Below are 19,341 nucleotides of genomic sequence, written 5' to 3'. Positions count from 1 at the left end.
GTCACCTACTCTACACCGCGTTTGAAATGACCCCTTGTGAATTCTTCAAACGGCAATTTTGCTTCTCTTCCGTAAAGGAATCCGTCAGAAAAGCTTTGTATCACCGCTTTTGTCTGTGCTTTGTTCTCTGTAGTGAACTGAAGCCGTAACAATGAGGGAGATAATCCCTTTACCGCTTCCTCTAAACCAAGAAGGGAAACGGCCGCTGAATTATAAATGGAATTATAGCAGAAAGTGCAATGGTTTTTAACAGGAAATGCCTTCCCCAACCGGTCCTTTAATGACAATACGACCGGTGTTTTGTCACATTGTTCCATTCCCTGATGAAGGCATTGGGCGGTCACCATCATTGGCAGCCTGCCATATACCAAAAGCTCCCCTGGAACTTTTAGTTTTCCCAAATCCCGGCTGTTTAATTCTACCGGCCAGGTAAGCTCATCCGCTCCCAGCTCTATTAGCATCTCCTGGGCAAAATTGTTCATTCCATACATGCCAAAATCAAATACCAGGGTACCATTGACTTCCTTCTCTTTTAAATAACCTGTTTCCTCCAGAGAACGGATCAGAAATCCGTCAAATGCAGCAGCTTTCAACTCCGTTAAATGTTTATCAAAGAACTGTTCTGCCCTGATCCTGAAAATATGAGGCATGGTAAGCATACACTCCTTGCCGGCCCTGTGACTTGCCTCCACAGAGGCTTTCCATTGTTCCGGCTTAAATTCTGCAGAATCAATATAAATTCTTTTTACATCAGGGCTGGACACCGCTTCTTCCAAACAATCCGGCCGCTCCAGTGAAACCGTAAGTTCGGGGCCTTCTGAAGAAGATTTTTGGCTATAAACAGCCTCTTTTACAGCTTTCACCGGTACTGCCTGCCTCTTCTCTTTATAATCTTTAAGAATTTCATATTCCAAGGCTTCCAATCCGCGCCTGCGCAGATCATTAAGAGTCTGAACCGGTAGGAATATATTCCCCGTTATCTTAATATCGAGATTTTCAAAATAAAAAGGTGTATTTCCGGTTTTATCCAGCTGCTTCCTTACCTTTTCCTCTGTTACAGGCTGATTTTGGGCAGTCTGTACGATCTCCCCTGCGACGGCGGCATTATGGCCGCAGGCACTTAACTGCAAAGAGGCCATCTGTCCTTCTTCCAAAAGTACAGTTCCAATCACCGGCTCCTTTACCTGTTTTTCTACAAAGTTTTTATCAAGATAATCAAACAACCCCTGATTGCCTTCACGAAAAGCAGGCTTTTCTTTCCAAACTACCATATCCCGTCCATTTTGGCGCTTGTAGTATCCGTCGGTCTGACCTCCCCGGTCAAATAGATCCAGAAGCATTTTTTTATCCTGCGATTCGACCCGGTAGCCCTCTCTTCCTTTAGCCAGATAAAGGTCCGCGTACTTTCGGTAAATGTTTACTACTCCAGCCGTATACCTTGGACTCTTCATCCTTCCTTCAATTTTCATGGAATAGACTCCGGCTTCAATCATGTCCGGTATGATATCCAAAGTGCTCAAATCCTTGAGGCTGAGGCAATAATGGTCATCCTTTCCTCCAAGAGCCTGGCCTTCCCGTTTCACCTCGTAGGGCAGACGGCAGGTTTGGGCACATCTTCCTCTGTTTCCGCTTCTCCCTCCTATGAGGCTGCTGAATAAGCATTGACCGGAATAGCAGTAGCATAATGCGCCGTGTACAAAACTCTCGATCTCCACATCCACCTGATCACGTATCTTTGCAATTTCCTTCAGGGATAATTCCCTGGCAGTAACAACCCGGTCTGCTCCTAAGTCTTTTAAAATCCTGGCCCCATAAGCGCCGGTTATGGTCATCTGAGTACTTGCATGAATGGGAAGTCCCGGAAAATTCTCCCGGATAAACCGGAAGGTTCCCATATCCTGTACGATGACTGCATCCAGGCCCTGCCTGTAATACGGAACAAGATAATCGTAAAGCTCCCCTATCTCCTGCTCCTTCATCAGCGTATTAACGGTCATGTATAACTTTCGCCCATGAAGATGGACGTAATCAATGGCTTCCAGCAGCTTGTCCTCCTCGGGATTTTCCGCAAATGCTCTTGCCCCAAACCGGCTGCCGCCCATATAGACTGCATCGGCGCCTGCCGCCACCGCTGCCTTCATACTTTCAAATGATCCTGCCGGAGCAAGAATTTCAACTGCTTTCTTCACAAGTTCCTCCTGATTGCCCTTTATTGATGAAAGAGAGGATGTCACGGCCCTGCCGCCCAACATCCCCTCCTGACTTATTCTTTCTTACCGGAATCCACAGATTTCCTGGTTTCCACCAGTTCAAGCTTTGCCGACTCAAGCTTCATCTGAGTGGCAACAAGTTCATGCTTTAAGCTATAGATCTCCTTTTCCATCTCCGCCTTCTGCTGCTCCAGCATGGCGGTCTGTTCTCTGGCCTTGAAGTAATCATCCGCCATATTTAACTGAATCATGATATTTTGATATTCTGCGCTTTGCTTCGTGAACCCTTCCTGATGCTTCAGCGTTATAATCATCTCATTGATGTAGCTTGCCAGGCGGTGGATATAACTTTCTTCCTCACTTCCGCCCAAAGCATAAATCTTGCCATCTATTAAAACTTCTGTACTGCGTTTGGAATCCATGCTGTTCTCTCCCTGTTTCATTTGCTCCTTTTTACTATAACATATTTTGTGCAGATAGAAAAGCCCTGCCTGCATACCTTTATGTCCAAAAAGTACGGCTAAATAATAGGAAAGTTCTAAAATTCAGGCAGATTACGATCCCAAGGAGATTCCAAGATGTTCATATGCCCGTTCCGTGGCAACACGCCCTCTGGAGGTGCGGTTTATAAAGCCGTTCATCAGAAGATACGGTTCATAAACATCTTCCAGCGTCCCGGCATCCTCTCCCAGAGAAGCTGCCAGGGTATCCAGTCCTACCGGACCACCGGCAAATTTCTCAATCATTGTGGTCAGGATCGCCCTGTCATTATAATCCAGGCCAAACTTATCCACATCCAGAATGTCCAGGGCAAAATCCGCCACTTCTTTTGTGATAATACCGTTGTACTTTACCTGGGCGAAATCCCGGACTCTCTTTAACAGGCGGTTTGCCAGTCTTGGAGTTCCCCTGGACCGTTTGGCGATCTCTGCCGCCCCTTCTTCCTCAATTTCCACCTGTAAGACCCTGGCGGAACGGCAAACAATTATCTTTAACTCCTGCGGCGTATAAAATTCCAGCTTCTGCACCACACCGAACCTGTCTCTTAATGGAGCGGTTAAAAGCCCCGCTCTGGTAGTCGCTCCCACCAATGTGAATTTCGGAAGATCCAGTCTTATGGATCTGGCAGAAGAATCCTTTCCCAGCATGATATCTATGGCATAGTCCTCCATGGCTGGATACAAAACCTCTTCTACCTGGCGGTTTAATCGGTGGATCTCATCCACAAACAGCACATCCCCTTCCTGGAGATTGTTCAGTATGGCGGCCATCTCGCCCGGTTTTTCGATTGCAGGTCCTGATGTGACCTTCATGTTGACTCCCATTTCATTGGCAATGATCCCTGAAAGAGTCGTTTTTCCCAGGCCGGGAGGCCCGTAAAATAAAACATGATCCAGGGATTCCCCCCTGGCTTTGGCGGCATCAATATATACTTTTAAATTGGTACGTATCTTTTCCTGTCCAATATACTCAGCAAGACACATGGGCCTTAAGTTTGGTTCTATTCTTTTATCTTCTTCTGTTACCTCTGTGGTTATAATTCTACGTTCCATCTCTGCCTTTACCCGTTATTTTATATAAATGCCAGATGCTTTAAGGAAGCCTTAAGCACATCTTCCACCGTCATGGATTCCGTCACTTCCACCTGACGAACCGCCTTGCCCGCCTCAACTGCGGAATATCCCAGAGCCGCCAGCGCTTCCATGGCTTCTCCTGCTACCCCGCCGCCGGATAAAACAGGCCCATTCCTCTGTTCCACAAACCCGGAAGGGAGAATTCCAGCGATATCAATCTTATCTTTTAAATCCAATATAATCCTCTGAGCACTCTTTGCTCCAACCCCCGGCGCTTTGGATATGGCTTTGGCGTCTCCTGAAACAATGGCCCTTCTTAAATCATCCGGGTCAAGAGCAGAAAGAATTCCCAAGGCTCCCTTGGGGCCAATCCCGTTCACACTTATGAGCTGCTTAAACATCTGCAGATCCTGACGGTTTAAGAAACCGTAGAGGCACATGGCATCCTCTCTTACCTGAAAATATGTATATAACTTTGCCTCTGCGCCAATTCCCGGCATATTTTGAATCACGGATATGGGAACATGTATCTCATATCCCACGTTCCCGCTCTCTATAACAACGGTATCTTCAAATATTTCAACCAATGGCCCTTTTACGAAAGAAATCACGACCTCTGTCTCCTTTTGTTATGCTGGAAATCTTATCTATATTATTTATCATAGCATACAGCCTGTTCTTATGCAAGCGGATGGTCGAACAAATATTCTGTTTTTCGTTGACGGACCAGCGCCTTTCCGCTATAATATTGGGAGAGAAAATACCCTGCGGGTATCCCCATATACCCGGCAAATCGGGGTTTGCCCTGTTCAAAAAACATGAACAGTACTAAGGAAAGGGCGGAATCATACATGATCACCTTACAGAAAACCATTGCATTTCATGAGACATATCCCTTAGACCGGATCGGCCGGAAAGAGGATCTGCTGTTCTTTGATATAGAAACCACAGGCTTCTCCGGGGAGTATTCTACCCTTTATCTGATCGGATGTGTTTATTATAGGAACGGCTGTTGGAACCTGGTCCAATGGTTCGCTGACTCCCTGGATTCGGAAAAAGAACTGCTGGAAACCTTTTTTAATTTCTTAGAAGATTTTAATACAGTCATCCATTTTAACGGGGATGGTTTCGATATTCCCTATCTTTTGAAGCGCTGCCTTGCCCATGGCATGCCTTATAATTTTTCCAGTGTGAAAAGCCTGGATATTTACAAAAAAATACGCCCTTACAGGGGACTTCTTGGACTTCCTTCCATGAAGCAAAAAGCCATTGAGGAGTTCTTAAAAGTAGAGAGGAAGGATCTTTATTCCGGCGGTCAGCTGATCGAAGTTTATAAAGATTATCTTATCTCCCATGATAAATTTCTATTTGATCTTTTAATATTACATAATGAAGATGATTTAAAAGGAATGCCACTGATCCTCCCTATATTGAATTACCCGGACTTTTTGGAGCATAGCTTTTTCCTTGAGCACCAGGAGTTATTAAGCCAGGAGGACATCTTCGGCCGGGAGTTCCACTCTTTACGGCTTACCTGTACAAATGGCTTTGCCGTTCCTGTTGGATTTTCCAAATCCAATTCCCTGGTCTCCATGGATGCAAAAGGAGAACACCTGACCATAACCATAGACCTCTATGAGGGTGAATTAAAATATTTTTATCCTGATTATAAAAATTATTATTATTTGATTTATGAAGACAAGGCCATTCACAAAAGCGTGGCGGAATACGTGGATAAGGAAGCCCGGATAAAAGCTACGGCTAAGACATGCTACACACGCAGGGCCGGCTGGTATCTTCCCCAGTTTTCCTCCTTGTGGACACCCTGCCTGCAAATGGAATTCAAGGATAAAATCACTTATGTTTCCTATGAATCGGACTTCTTTGAGGATGGTGAAAAGCTTTGCATTTACGTCCGTCACCTGTTAGATACCCTGTGCCGTTAATTTAAAATCGTTTTCCCCGGTTTATGGCACTTTACCGAATGTTTTATGGAACGTCTTTTATATGAAGCTTTTGGTTAAATCAATGTTAAATATTTAGATGTTTTAAGGGAAGCCAGATGACTTCCCTTAAATTATATCTAAAGATTTATTTTTCTTATTCTCCAAATTACTCCTGTGTTTGGTAAATAAATATTATGCATATCTAAATCAGAGATCGCCATATCCGATATATACATGGAATTATCAGGTCCGAAAACAACATCAGTGGGCCTGCTCAGCCCCCTTTCTTCCGGAAATCCTGATTTGTTGATAGCAAATGTCGCTATTTCTCCATTCACAACATTAACTTTCAATACCCTATGTCCTACACCTGAATGTATATCGCCAGGCTCTTCGTATTGGATTCCACCAAAGCATGCAATGTAAATGTCGCCGATCAGTCCAAAATCTGATGATTCGTTAAAATCAAATCCCATGATATTGGATCCAGACGGAAAAACTGCAATTGGTGTCGGCGGTACCGATGGAATAGTATGAAGTAATGGTTCTGGTTTTCTGCCTCTGATCGGAGTAAACCTGGGCAATGTCACAGGAACTCCTCCTGTGTAATCTGGCCAGCCATACCACGCACCTATATTTAACAAATGCAATTCATCTAATGCATTGGCAATCGGTCTGCTTCCTCTTGCATCCATTCCCTGGTTTGATATGATCAGTCGTTTCAAGGCATCAAATTTCATACAAAACGGATTACGAAGCCCCCATGCAACCTGTTCTATACCAGATCCATCCATATTTGCCCTTAAAACACTGCCAGAGGCTAAGGTTCTGCCTTCTTTTACTTGATATTGTTGAATAGTCGGAACTCCAAAAGGGGAAAAAGCTCCGGTAACAGCCGTCCCCATGGCTGGTATCAATACATTTTTAGTTTCAAAATTAGTGTAGTTAAGAAATATATAGGAACCTGGATAATCATGTAAATTAGAATGCTCATGAACCCAGCTATTATCCAGTCCTACTACACCAGAATTCGTTATTGTTCCCTGTCCAAAATATATTTTCTCATCAATACCAAATTCGACACGGTTGTTGCTAAAGTCACCGTTGCTTGGCAAGCCACTTATAATATCCTGTCTTGTACCATCCGGACTAAGAACAGTTATAACACCTTTATGCGATACATAAATATATCCATTTTTATAATTGATACCAGTTATGGGGACATTAAAGCCATCGGCTACAACATCTATATTTCCATTACTCATACGCATAACTTTCGGATTCATTGTAGCCATTCCGGAGTCAGCAATTAACATATCACCCTTTTCTGTAAATACCATACCAATAGGTGCATTTAATCCCTGAGCAAATACTTCTATTTGATAACCGACAGGTACACTTATTCTATCCGGATCTAGCTCCCTCTGTTTATATGGAGCTTGCTGCATGCATGACTTCTGCAGGTGCTTGTTTACAGCGAAATTCACCTTAAATCTCCGCTTATACTATTATTTACAATATATGATACGTGTAAAAATATAGTTACCGTTCTGTACTGAATATTCATCGGTAGGATTTTGGGATTATGCCGGACTTCCCCAAGATTCACAACCAAGCCTTAGCATTTAAATATCGTCTTATAAATCATCTTCATTATGTACCTGCTGACATAGCGATTTTTTGAATTAACCTTCTCCTTTTTCAGTATAAAAAACAATCGATCAGTTTCATACTGAATTATTATTTCTTGCATATTCAATTAATTATCATCGCTATATACCTATCGTTTATAATTCTTATCCCAATAAAGTTTCTTTAAATATCTCTTGCAAAAGAGATTCTGGTATCTCCTGTTCGATATATATTAAGAACTCTTCGCTAAAATCCTTTATGATGGGAGCTAGTAATCTCCTTTTTCCAATAAATGTCTGATATAAGAAAATGTCCTTTGCTCCCCTTGGTTTTTTAACATCAAAAGAAGCTCCTCCAACAAATTTCTTGTCTCAGGGGCAATGACCATGTAGTTTTTCGCATGTATATAATATTCCCAAGGCGATGCGTCGGTGTAATCCTTGCCCTTATAGGTTTTCGATGCCGCAATCCGGTCCATCATCATCTCGATGACATAGTTTAGGGGCATCTTATGACCTACCAGACCCTCCGACATATCTGTGGTAAAGTCGATCCAGTATTCATAATGGTGCTTGTTGCGGCCTTTATGGTGGAGCCAGGCTTTTGAGAAACCCTTGTCCTCTCTTTCCGCAGCATTGGGGCTTCTGGTCCCCTGGTAATAAAGAACGCCTGGAACAAACTCTTCCAGACTGTATTTTGACAAATCATGAAGCAGTCCCTGCTTTATAAGACCTACACGAAAACAGTTTTTCATGACTCGGATCTTATGTATATTGATTGTACAAAAATGACCCCACAAATTCATAAATTTCATTGCATTCACCTTTTTACCCTTGCAAAAGAATCTTTTCCCATTTTACCACAATTTTCTCCGGTTTCACTACTTATTTCCCCTTTATTTTTTAATGAAGATTTATTGATTTTTAAGACGGAAAACGTTTGACACCTCTCCCTTTTTATGCTATTCTTAGGGAGGTTACAGATATCCTGTAACAGTACAATTTTTTTATTCATTTTGGAGGTATCATAATGAAAGGTACAGTTAAGTGGTTTAACAACCAAAAGGGTTACGGATTTATTTCCGACGAACAGGGTAACGATGTATTTGTTCACTACTCAGGTCTTAGCATGGACGGCTTCAAATCCTTAGATGAAGGCGCTGCGGTAGAGTTCGATGTTGTAGACGGAGCTAAGGGACCACAAGCTACAAACGTTACCAAATTATAATCATTGACTCATCAGTGTACCTTTTTTCAATATACAGGAAGAAGTTATATTGTTTCACATGATTACGATTAGAGCCATCCAGTGGATGGCTCTTTTTGATATCCTTGTCTTAGGTCTTATCGCGCAGACTTTCTAAGTCTTCTACTGTAAACTCATAATTTTTATTACAGAAATGGCAGTTCACTTCAATGCTCTTTCCTTCGTCAATCATTTCCTGAAGTTCTTTCCTTCCGATGCTGATCAAGGCCTTTTCCACCCTGGCTTTATCACAGTTGCAATAAAAACGGGTAGGAACCTGTTCCATCAGTTCCAGGCCAAACTCTCCAAGGATATACTCAAGAATCATCTCCGGTGTATTTCCCTGATCCAAAAGCTCTGTGATCGAGGTAATCTCTCCCAGCTTTTTCTCCAGTCCTCCTATAATCTCCTCAGATGCTCCCGGCAGGAGCTGGATGATAAAGCCGCCGGCCTGTTTTACGGTATTATCCCTATTCATTAAAACACCAAGTGCCACCGATGAAGGCGTTTGCTCAGAAGAAGCATAGTAATAAGTTAGATCTTCCGCAATTTCACCGCCCACCAGTATGGTCTGTCCAACGTATGGCTCCTTGAGTCCGATATCTTTAATTACACTTAATACTCCCTCTCCTACTGCACCGCCTACATCCAGCTTTCCTGCCTGATTGGGAGGAAGCATGACGCCTGGATTGTAAACATAACCTTTTACATTTCCTTTTGAATCTGCTGTCACCGTAAGGCCCTCCATAGGACCGCTTCCCTGGATCTTAAGGGTCAGTAAATCATCTTCCCCCTTCATCATAATGCCCATCATACTTCCCGCAGTTAAAAGCCTGCCTAAGGCAGCCGTAGCGATAGGGCTTGTATTATGAGCTTGTCTTGCCTGTTCTACCAGTTCCCTGGTAGTAGCAGCAAAAGCACGGATCTGATGATCCCCTGCTGTAGCTCTGACAATATAATCAGCCATTTTATAATTCCTTTCCGCGTTCTCTTGCTATGATATAAATTCTTTCACTGGTATCCTTTACGGGTTCTTTGGTAAAAGCATCAAAAGCTGCCACAAAATCCATGCCGGCCTCTCTTATCGCGATCTTTACCTCCTCCAGAGAATATGCTCTTTGGTAATGATTCTCCGTATATTTCCGGTATAAGTCATCCTCCTGCCTGATAAACAGGGAAAGATCATATTCATTGATCCGGGATTTCTTGTCATAATAATTATCCCAGATAAAGCTGCATTCCTCCCGGTCCTCCGCAATGGTAGAGTCACCCATAATGGTATCATATTTATATATAGTGTTCAGATCAAATATAAAAATTCCTCCAGGATCCAGATAATTGTTTACCAACCTGAAAACATCCGCCAAATCCTCATATTCCAGAATATAGTTTATACAGTCACAAATGCTTATAACAGCCCGCACCGTGCCGTAGAGTTCAAATTCCCTCATATCCTGCATAAGATAAAGGATGTCTTTCCCTGACTTTTCCCGCTTCTCCATGGCAATCTGCAGCATGTCTTCGGAGTTGTCCACTCCGATCATATCATACCCCCGGTCCGCAAGAAGCTCCGTAAGGCTTCCCGTACCGCATCCCAGGTCAAGAATCAAGCCTTCCCTGATTCCATATTCATTCAACAGACCAGTTACGTATTCACACCAGTCCTTATATGGAATGTTGTCCATAAACCGGTCATAGACCTCTGCAAAGCTAGTGTACGCTTCCATTCACAGTTTCCTCTTTCTTGCCCATGCTCCTTGGGCATTAAGGTATACCCGAAGGGTGTTTCCTCTTTCTTGCCCATGCCTTTTGGGCATTATTAAGGTATCCAAAAACAAAGCAGGTAACTCATAAAGAGGTACCTGCCTTCCTGTCTCTTTATCCTGCTGCCGGGGCAGCATTGGATTACTGGTTGGATCCGCAGCACTTTTTATACTTCTTGCCGCTGCCGCATGGACATGGATCATTTCTTCCAACCTTTGCTCCTTTTACAATGGTTCCAGAAGCTTTCTGCTTTTTATAAAGCTCTTTTTTCTTTTCTTCTGACAGTATTGCATCCCACTCAGGAAGATTATACAGCCATTCTGCTTTAGCCTCTACCATATTATAATACAGCTTTTCCGGATCGATCTCTATTTTTACCACGGTCTGCTCGTCCATGGTCTCAATAGGGTTCTCATATCCCTTTAAGCTTTCATTGATTCCATCTAAAAATCCGGTCATTGTCTGGACATCTGTACCATATCTCTTTGCCAGATCCTCTACCGTTCCCTCTACCGCTTCCTCTGGTTTGGAAAGAATATGCTCATAGATTCCCTTTTCTACTTTGAAATACTCGGTCCATAATTCTTCTTTTCCTTTATCATCCAGCCCATCGCCGTATGCCAAGTTTCTCCAATTTTCTAAAATAGCCATGTTCAAACCATCCTTTTGTCTGTTATTCTCATGAAGGCAATGAGCCAAGATCAGTAAAGCCTGACCTTGTCAACTGCCAACGGAGTCAAATGGCCCCCAGCTTGCTGCAAGGTATTTGACTTCCAGTAGTACTCCAACAAACAGTATATAACATCTTTATATATTTTGCAAAATGTTTTTTCTTATTTTACAATTCTCTGCGTCTCTTCCTATACACTTATGTTCTTTTAAAGCCTTTTCCTGCTTAACCCCAAAAGCTTCATTATTAAATTCACGCTTCCAACATTGTAGCCGCTGCATCCGTAGACCGCCTTAAGGCCAGGGTCCGTAACAATTAAAAGAGGCAGCTTCTCCGGATCCACATACATTCTTCTGGCCAGTGGTTCAACCGTATCATCGAAGCTTATGTAACTCACCTTTATTTGAGGAATTGCTTCCAGGACTTTACTGATGGTCCGGTTCTGTAATGACGTTTCACTTTGCAGAAGGAAAATGATCTGGGCATCAAGGGATTCCAAAGCTTCCTTTTGTTCAAACATTTCATTAAGAACGTGCTCGGTTGGTTCCTGACCCTCAGACAGGATAGCAAGAATATTGCTCTTTCCTTTCATAAGCACTGATGCCGGAACCGTCTTTTCTTTCTCATTATCCCCTTTTACGGTCACTTCAAAATCATCCAGCATGTTATCAACCAGCATGTCATCCAGGCTTCCGGCCCGCAGGCGCATGGTCACAGACTTTTCTTCATCCTTTTTCAATTCAAAGACATACTCGCTGGCGTTCTGGTTCCCGCTGGGAAGACGGACAGAGGTGATCAGACGGTAAATGCCGGGCTCTAAGTCCATTTTTAAAACGCCGCCGGAAAATTTTAAGCCGGTATAATCCAGAGATACAAACTGCCCCTCTTTTAGCCTTCCAATGGTCCATGTCTGGTAATAGGTCCACAGATTATCTGTTTCTCCATAGAGCACCAGTTTTCCTGACTCTTCGGTCCTGTCTCTTACGATTTCATCTGCTCCAGTTATTGATACGAATCTTCCTGTCTCATAAACTTCAGCTTCCAGATTTACCGGGTTAATCCGGGCCGGAATGCCAAATGTCCTGCAGATAGAAACAAATAATATCTTCTGGCTAAGGGGATTGCTCTGTAAAAGCTTAAGGCTTCCTGCCGGTGTGGAGCAAATTGTCTTGTAGTCCAGCTTTGATTCAAAACCGATATGCTGCTTCACATATTCCCAAATAATTTCAGGATTTTTACGGAATTCTTCCTTTTCGTCCTCATTAAAATATTCCTCAACAAATCCCCTGTAATCGGTCATTTCTTCCAGCAAAACTCTTGGACAAAGAATGTATTTTACATAAATATCCAGTTGTCCCTTCTCCACCCACTTCTTACGATATGGGGTGGCCCCTGTAAGATGGCTCTCCAGAATCTCTGCCCTTGCATCCTTATAATCTTTTACAGTCAGGCTGTTAAGCATGGCCTTACGGTCTGGATTTTGATCCTTGGAAAGAAATTTGTAAATCTCGTCAAAGTTACCGGCAGACAACCGGAGGATCTCTGTTTCATCAGGGTATGAGGAAGCCTCTTCCGCCATAAAGTACCCTGCGATCCTGCCTTCCCGCATCTGATTAGCCTCTTGGATCCGTTCTCTGTTTCTTTCCTTCTGTTCTTTTGTAAGCTTCACCGGATTTACGGGATAATCCTTTGGAGCTCTCACGTCCACATCCACCCAGGCATTTAATCCGGATTTCTCCTCTTCCTTCTTTAATACCAGAACCGTTCCATCTTCATCCTCTGGAGAGATCCACGCCTCGCAGCATAACCCTTTTTTCATTGCACGGACATGGACATCTCCAAGACCAACGGTAAGGGAAACCTTTCCATTCCTGTCTGTATATAAGTTTACCACGCTGCAGTATTCGGCCATATTAAGAATCTCAAAAGAAACCTGGACACTCTCAGCCGGGTTATTATCCTCATCAAGCACCTGGATCTCATAAGATTTGGTCAGGGCATAGGTTGCAGTACCATTATAATAAACCATTAAATCTTCCTTGCCCAGACATTCTGTCACCGAATCAACGGAATAATCGGAAAAGGTTCTGGTGTGTACCAGCAATGCCCTGGAGGAAGCATTGGTAAACCACCCCTTATCCAGCACTTCTTCCGGCTCACAGGCTCCCAGGAAATGCCACTTTCCATCCACAAACACTTCAACCCATGCATGATTGTCGTCACAATGAGCCCATCTGGGGGTATACACCTGTCTGGCAGGAATTCCCACACTCCGGAAAGCCGTTACAGCAAACGTAGATTCTTCCCCGCATCTTCCCTTCCCGGATTTATACACAGTCACAGGAGATATGGTTCTGTTGTCTGAAGCCTCATAGGTTCCATTCTCCGCACACCAGTAATTGATTTCCAGCACCGCCTCCCTTACGGAAAGCCCTTTGATCCGGTCGATCAATTTGTCATAGAAAAACCTACGGCAGTCTTCGATATTCTCCGTATTGATCCTGTAATATAAAATATGATGGAGAAACATATCTTCCGGAATTTCCTGACACCATTCCATTTGTTCATAAACCATGATGGAATGCCTGACAAATCCAAGAAACAGGTCAAAATCATACTCCCCGGCATCCCGTAAGGGCATTGTCCCATATAAAAATTTCATGAGTACCTGTTCTATGGGAGTACACCGCTCCATTGCCCTTTCGATTTCTTCCTTAAGACCTCCAAGAAAGGGAAGTCTAAGTTCATATTTTTCCTGGGCATATCTCTGCAAATGTTCTGAAAACATGACTATATTCTCCTTTGCGAAATCAATTAATTATTTTCTGACCCGGGCAGTCCGGTCAAAGTTACTGAATGGTAACTCCTGCAGAGTATAGCTTTCTGGCTGTGGCCTCATCAGGCATGGAGTCCGTGATAATTCCGTCTATGTCATCAAAATGAGCAAATTTATAGGAATCATTGAAGTAGAACTTATCCTTTTCCATTACTAGATATTTGTGCCTGCTGCTGGCAATGGCCGCCTTTTTTGTCAGACCGTCCTCCACTCCTAAGGTGGTAATGGAATTATCCGTAAGGTCCAGGCCGCAGGTCCCGATGAAGGCCCTGTCAAAGCTGTACTGTTTGATGATCTCAATGGCAGCTGCTCCCATAAAGCCGTTTACCGTGCGGTACATGATTCCTCCGGTTCCAATGGAGGTGATATCCGGATTTACTGCCAGTGTCTGCATAATATCGATCATGTTCGTCACCACGGTCAACCGTTTGTGGGATTTGGCAAGCCGTTCCGCTACCATGATATTCGTGGTGGAAATATCCAGAAATATGGTTTCATTGCTTCTGATCAGTTCAAAAGCCTTCTGAGCAATTAAGTTCTTTTTTTCAATATTTGTATCTCTCCGGTCAATCACATCCCGTTTCAGAGGATAATCCTGGGATAATAAGGCTCCGCCATAGGTACGTTTCAACTTTCCGGCATTCTCCAGGTTTTTTAAGTCCTTGCGTATACAGTCTTCTGTCACTTGAAAAAGGGCGCTTAAATCCTTTACTTTCACCATACCCTGATCGTGAAGGAGTTGTAAAATCCTGTCTAAACGTTCTTCCGTAAACATGCTTTCTCCTCCATCAGCCTTTTTGCCCGGCGAATCTGTTCCTCTTCTGTGCGGAAAATATCATACTCCCCGATTCCCGGTATTCCCATATTTACATTTTCCTTCCGGTAGATCATACCGCTGTCCACGATTGTCTTTCCAGACATATGAAAACAACGTGCATTTATCTCATCCATCAGGCAGGCAATGGCATCTACATTGACTCCGCTGCCTACCAAAATGTCGATCTGGCCAGCCGCCTGCTCCATCAGCTCCCCTAAAAGTATTTTTCCTTCCATGCAGGTGTTCTGCTGTCCGGAGGTCAGTATGGTATCCACCCCTGCCTCTATGGCCTCTTTCAGGCTCCTGTAAGGATCCCGGCATACATCAAAGGCTCTGTGCAGGGTCATGTTTCCCGTTCCCGCCTTTTCTCTGAGCACTTTCAGCCGTTCCATGTCAAGATCCCCATCCGGTTTTAAAAATCCCACGACAATCCCATCCGCACCAAGATTCCGATACATCTGCGCATCCTCTGAGATCATCTGAAATTCATGATCTGTATACAGAAAATCTCCATACCGGGGCCGTATCAGAACGTTGATTGGAACATCACAGGCTTTGCGGATCTGATTAAACTGACTAACGCCAGGGGTAGTTCCCCCAATCACCAGATTTGCACAGAGCTCCAGCCTGTCGGCTCCTCCCTGTACCGCTGCTTTAGCGGATTCCACAGAATCCACACAGACCTCCAAGATATAGTCTTTCATTATTTTCTCCTAACCATCTATATTTTGTTGCCGGCATCCTACATTGCCTTATGGCAGGCTGCAAAATGCCCTGGCCTGACTTCTTTCATTTCCGGTGTCTTTTCCCGGCACAGCTGCTCAGCATAAGGGCAGCGGGAAGCAAACCGGCAGCCTTCCTTCAAATTAACAGGATTTGGCAGGCTTCCCTCCAGCATGATCCGGCTGCGGCTCTTTTCCACATCAGGATCAGGGATAGGAATTGCGGAAAGCAATGCCTGGGTATAGGGATGGAGCGGAGTCTCAAACAGGCTCTCACTGTCTGTCAGTTCCACCATGGCCCCCAGGTACATAACGCCGATCCGGTCACTGATGTGCTTAACCATAGAAAGATCATGAGCGATGAACAGATAGGTAAGCCCCCTCTTCTCCTGCAGCTCTTTCAATAAGTTGATCACCTGTGCCTGAATGGAAACATCCAGTGCGGAAATGGGTTCATCACAGATCACAAACTCCGGATCCACAGCCAATGCCCGGGCAATCCCCACCCGCTGACGCTGTCCGCCGGAGAATTCGTGAGGAAAGCGGTTTGCATGTTCTTCGGAAAGCCCTACCGTTTCCAGAAGCTCAAGTACCTTTATTCTCCGTTCCTCTCCGCTCAAGATTCCATGAGCATCAATTCCTTCTGCAACAATATCTATGACCTTCATACGCGGATTAAGACACGCGTAAGGATCTTGAAAAATCATCTGCATCTTTCTTGTAAAGCTATGGCGCTCCGCCGCCGCCAAGCTGCCGTTAATTTCCTGTCCGTCATATACGACCCGGCCATCCGTTGGCTCATAAAGCTGGATTACAGTCCGGCCAAAGGTTGATTTCCCGCAGCCGCTTTCTCCCACCAGACCAAGGGTTTCTCCCTTATATATATCCAGACTGACATCATCCACTGCTTTCAATATCTGATTTTTCCCCACCTGGAAATATTTTTTCAAATGCTTTACTTCTAATAATGGTTTCTTTTCTGCCGACATTATGATTTCCTCCTATTCCCTGAAAGCCTTTGCCCGCTCATCAAGAAGCCAGCAGCGCGCATGGTGGCTCTCGCCGCAAAGCATATCCTGGGGAGGATACTGTCTGCAGACCTCCATGGTTTTTGTGCATCTTGCTGCAAATGGGCAGCCTTTTGGCGGATCCATCAGATCCGGCGGAGTCCCATGAATGGCCGTCAGCTCGCCTCCTTTATGGGAAGCCTTTGGTATGGAAGCCAAAAGTCCCTTCGTATAAGGATGTTCCGTCTGGTAAAACAGCTCACGCACATCAGCGCTTTCCACCAGCTGGCCTCCGTACATAACGGCAACCCGGTCCGCAATATTCGCCACAACTCCCAGATTATGGGTAATAATAATAATAGAGGTTTTAATTTTCTTCTGCAAATCCTTCATCAAATCCAGAATCTGTGCCTGTATGGTTACGTCCAAAGCCGTAGTGGGTTCATCTGCGATCAATATCTTTGGATCACAGGACAATGCCACTGCGATCACAACTCGTTGCCTCATACCACCGGAAAGCTGGTGAGGGTACTGGTCAAACCTTGTCTCTGGGTTAGAAATTCCAACCAGAGAAATCAGCTCAAGAGCCCGGTTCTTCATCTGAACTTTAGTCATATCCTTCCGATGCTCTTTTAATACCTCCACAATCTGCTTTCCTATAGTCATAGTAGGGTTTAAAGAGGTCATGGGATCCTGAAATATCATGGAAATATCCGATCCCCGTACCGTCTGCATCTGCCGCTCGCTGTATTTAGAAAGATCTTTACCTTCCAGGAGAATACTGCCTCCCACGATCTTACCATTCTTCGGAAGCAGGCCCATAATGCTTTTCACGGAAATGGTTTTGCCGGAGCCGGACTCTCCCACGATTGCTAAAGTCTCCTGCTTATCAAGATAAAAGCTTATCCCCCGCACCGCCTGGACTACTCCATGCTGTGTCTTTATATGTACCTGCAACTGATTAACTTCCAATAATCTGCTCATGACGTCTCACCTACTTTCTCATCCTTGGATCCAGAGCATCCCGCAAGCCGTCTCCAAGAATGCTGAAGCATACCATAATCAGGACGATCACGATTGCCGGAAAAATCAATACATGGGGGAAATTGCGAAGCACCTGGTATCCGTTGTTGATCAAAACTCCCAATGATGCTTTTGGTTCCTGCATGCCAATGCCGATAAAGCTTAAAAATGCCTCCGTAAATATGGCAGAAGGAATGGTAAACATGGCATTGATGACAATGACTCCTACCGTATTGGGGATCAGATGTTTCCATATGATTCCGACAGTACTGGTTCCCAGCACTCTGGCTGCCAGCACAAACTCCTGATTCTTAAGCTTTAATATGGATCCGCGGACCAAACGTGCCATATTCACCCAGCCGGTAATGGAAAGAGCTACTACAATCGTCCAGATACCTGCCGGCATAACCATCATCAAAAGGATGACGATGATCAGATGGGGGATTCCCACCAGCACTTCAATGATACGCTGCATAACGGCATCCACTCTCCCGCCGGCCAATGCGGAAACCGCTCCATAGGTCACTCCCAATGTTAAATCCAAAAGAGCTGCCACAAAGGCAATAAGAAGGGAAATACGGGTTCCCATCCACGTCCTGACCCAAAGATCACGGCCGAACTGATCCGTTCCGAAGAGATGTTTCATAGAGGGAATCTGATAAATGATGTCATAATTCGTTTCTTTATAAGAATATCTTGAAAACTCAGGTGCCAGTATTGCCAGAAGCCCGATAGCAATCAATGTAAACAGGCAAACAACTGCCGCCTTATTTTTTTTCAAACGAAGCCAGCCATCCTGAAGGGCTGTTAAATTGGGTCGGGCAATATGTTCTTTCTCCGATTCATCCACATATGCCTTTACAAATAATTCATCCATGCTTACCCCTCCTTACCGGCTGCCAGACGAATCCTGGGATCGATGAGGGAATAAGCGATATCAACGATCAGCACTACAAAAATATAGAAAGCGCTGTAAAAAATCGTGATTCCCATGATCGTGGAATAGTCATTAGCCTTTATACTGTCTACAAATAAGCTGCCAATTCCAGGGATGGTATAAATATTCTCAACAGCAAGGGAGCCTGTCAGAAGATTTACAACAATGGGTCCCAGAATCGTCACCACAGGGATGATCGAATTTCTTACCGCATGGCGCATGAGTACCTTCATTGGACTAAGACCCTTGGCTTTGGCAGTGACAATGTAATCCTGCTCCAACACCTCCAGCATCTCAGTCCGGATAAACCGGGCGATCATGGCAGTCGCAGAAAATGATAAGGCAATGGACGGCAGAACCGAACATTTCCAGTCTGTCCAAAAACCAACGGGCAGGATTCCCCATTTTAAGGCCACATAATACTGCAAAAGAGCCGCAGCTACAAAATTAGGTACAGAAACTCCAAGAACAGCTACAATCATAGTGAAATAGTCAATTCCGCTGTTATGTCTCCACGCCGCGATAATTCCCAATGTCAGGCCAACAGCCAGACCGATCAGCACTGCCTGAAGGCCAATCAAAGCTGAGGGGCCGATCCTTCCTCCGATTACGGTAGATACCTTCTGTCCAGTATAGGTAAAGGATGTTCCGAAATCTCCATGCAGGATATTTCCCATATACTTTAGGTATTGCCGGGGCACGGACTCATTCAGCCCATACTGCTCTAAAATGGCCTGCTGCTGCTGAATAGACATCATATTAAAGCGCTCCGCATCAAAAGGAGATCCTGGCAGCTTTTTCATCAGAAAAAAAGTAGCTGTTACAATGACCCATAATGTCAGCGCCAGATATATCAGTCGCTTGCAGATATATTTTATCATGCTGTGTCCTCCTTTGCATTCATATTCTCATGAGATTTTAAAAAGAGCCGCCCTTTTCCAGTACTAAAAAGGGAAGA

18 protein-coding genes are annotated in these 19,341 nt (G+C 44.3%); 2 read left to right on the top strand and 16 right to left on the bottom strand.

The window, feature by feature from the left end; translation table 11 throughout:
• Positions 1–5: 5 nt before the first annotated feature.
• From H171_RS06890 to ruvA, 4 genes are all read right to left on the bottom strand, one after another.
• Positions 6–2,141 (bottom strand): U32 family peptidase, encoded by a 2,136-nt coding sequence (locus H171_RS06890; protein ID WP_242977078.1) that lies wholly within the window; start codon positions 2,139–2,141, stop codon positions 6–8.
• A 122-nt stretch (positions 2,142–2,263) separates the two neighbouring features.
• Positions 2,264–2,632, bottom strand: a complete 369-nt coding sequence (locus H171_RS06885) for a cell division protein ZapA (RefSeq protein ID WP_100307447.1) — start codon at positions 2,630–2,632, stop codon at positions 2,264–2,266.
• 132 nt (positions 2,633–2,764) lie between these two features.
• Positions 2,765–3,763: a Holliday junction branch migration DNA helicase RuvB gene (ruvB, locus tag H171_RS06880; RefSeq protein WP_100304481.1), complete on the bottom strand. Its 999-nt coding sequence runs from the start codon at positions 3,761–3,763 to the stop codon at positions 2,765–2,767.
• Positions 3,764–3,783: 20 nt separating this feature from the next.
• Positions 3,784–4,395: a Holliday junction branch migration protein RuvA gene (gene ruvA, locus H171_RS06875; protein WP_100304480.1), complete on the bottom strand. Its 612-nt coding sequence runs from the start codon at positions 4,393–4,395 to the stop codon at positions 3,784–3,786.
• 240 nt (positions 4,396–4,635) lie between these two features.
• Here ruvA and H171_RS06870 point away from each other — a divergent pair, with 240 nt between their 5' ends.
• Positions 4,636–5,730, top strand: a complete 1,095-nt coding sequence (locus H171_RS06870) for a ribonuclease H-like domain-containing protein (RefSeq protein ID WP_100304479.1) — start codon at positions 4,636–4,638, stop codon at positions 5,728–5,730.
• Positions 5,731–5,867: 137 nt separating this feature from the next.
• On the opposite strand, the gene H171_RS06865 is transcribed toward H171_RS06870, so the two are convergent.
• Entirely contained in the window at positions 5,868–7,217 is a 1,350-nt protein-coding gene (locus H171_RS06865; protein WP_100304478.1) for a PQQ-dependent sugar dehydrogenase, read from the bottom strand.
• 413 nt (positions 7,218–7,630) lie between these two features.
• Positions 7,631–8,176 carry a DUF5662 family protein gene (locus tag H171_RS06860; RefSeq protein WP_100304477.1) on the bottom strand — a complete coding sequence of 182 codons (546 nt, stop codon included), beginning with the start codon at positions 8,174–8,176 and terminating at the stop codon, positions 7,631–7,633.
• A 215-nt stretch (positions 8,177–8,391) separates the two neighbouring features.
• Here H171_RS06860 and H171_RS06855 point away from each other — a divergent pair, with 215 nt between their 5' ends.
• On the top strand, positions 8,392–8,589 hold the full coding sequence (locus tag H171_RS06855) for a cold shock domain-containing protein (RefSeq protein ID WP_025233342.1): 198 nt from the start codon (positions 8,392–8,394) through the stop codon (positions 8,587–8,589).
• Positions 8,590–8,698: 109 nt separating this feature from the next.
• Here the strand turns inward: H171_RS06855 and hslO are convergent, their stop codons facing one another.
• The 10 genes from hslO to H171_RS06805 form a co-directional block, all read right to left on the bottom strand.
• Complete coding sequence (gene hslO / locus H171_RS06850; RefSeq protein WP_100304476.1) at positions 8,699–9,574, bottom strand: Hsp33 family molecular chaperone HslO; 876 nt, start codon at positions 9,572–9,574, stop codon at positions 8,699–8,701.
• Between the two features lies 1 nt (position 9,575).
• Positions 9,576–10,334 carry a class I SAM-dependent DNA methyltransferase gene (locus tag H171_RS06845; protein WP_100304475.1) on the bottom strand — a complete coding sequence of 253 codons (759 nt, stop codon included), beginning with the start codon at positions 10,332–10,334 and terminating at the stop codon, positions 9,576–9,578.
• A gap of 178 nt (positions 10,335–10,512) precedes the next feature.
• Positions 10,513–11,022 carry an SEC-C metal-binding domain-containing protein gene (locus tag H171_RS06840; protein WP_100304474.1) on the bottom strand — a complete coding sequence of 170 codons (510 nt, stop codon included), beginning with the start codon at positions 11,020–11,022 and terminating at the stop codon, positions 10,513–10,515.
• A 227-nt stretch (positions 11,023–11,249) separates the two neighbouring features.
• The gene (locus tag H171_RS06835) at positions 11,250–13,829 is read right to left on the bottom strand and encodes a transglutaminase-like domain-containing protein (RefSeq protein ID WP_100304473.1); all 2,580 of its coding nucleotides are present in this window, start codon (positions 13,827–13,829) and stop codon (positions 11,250–11,252) included.
• A 61-nt stretch (positions 13,830–13,890) separates the two neighbouring features.
• Positions 13,891–14,652: a DeoR/GlpR family DNA-binding transcription regulator gene (locus H171_RS06830; RefSeq protein ID WP_092250318.1), complete on the bottom strand. Its 762-nt coding sequence runs from the start codon at positions 14,650–14,652 to the stop codon at positions 13,891–13,893.
• On the bottom strand, positions 14,631–15,398 hold the full coding sequence (locus tag H171_RS06825) for a copper homeostasis protein CutC (RefSeq protein ID WP_100304472.1): 768 nt from the start codon (positions 15,396–15,398) through the stop codon (positions 14,631–14,633). The genes H171_RS06830 and H171_RS06825 overlap by 22 nt, the downstream gene beginning before the upstream one ends.
• Before the next feature lie 38 nt (positions 15,399–15,436).
• Entirely contained in the window at positions 15,437–16,405 is a 969-nt protein-coding gene (locus tag H171_RS06820; RefSeq protein ID WP_100304471.1) for an ABC transporter ATP-binding protein, read from the bottom strand.
• A gap of 12 nt (positions 16,406–16,417) precedes the next feature.
• A complete protein-coding gene (locus tag H171_RS06815) occupies positions 16,418–17,407 on the bottom strand; it encodes an ABC transporter ATP-binding protein (RefSeq protein ID WP_100304470.1) in 990 nt (329 codons plus the stop codon).
• Positions 17,408–17,417: 10 nt separating this feature from the next.
• The gene (locus H171_RS06810) at positions 17,418–18,323 is read right to left on the bottom strand and encodes an ABC transporter permease (RefSeq protein WP_100304469.1); all 906 of its coding nucleotides are present in this window, start codon (positions 18,321–18,323) and stop codon (positions 17,418–17,420) included.
• A 2-nt stretch (positions 18,324–18,325) separates the two neighbouring features.
• Positions 18,326–19,264, bottom strand: a complete 939-nt coding sequence (locus tag H171_RS06805; protein ID WP_100304468.1) for an ABC transporter permease — start codon at positions 19,262–19,264, stop codon at positions 18,326–18,328.
• Positions 19,265–19,341 lie beyond the last annotated feature (77 nt).

The organism is [Clostridium] celerecrescens 18A (genome assembly GCF_002797975.1).
GTDB classification, from domain to species: Bacteria; Bacillota; Clostridia; order Lachnospirales; family Lachnospiraceae; genus Lacrimispora; species Lacrimispora celerecrescens.
Note: the sequence above shows the minus strand (reverse complement) of the source record. Positions and strands in the feature narration are given on the sequence as shown.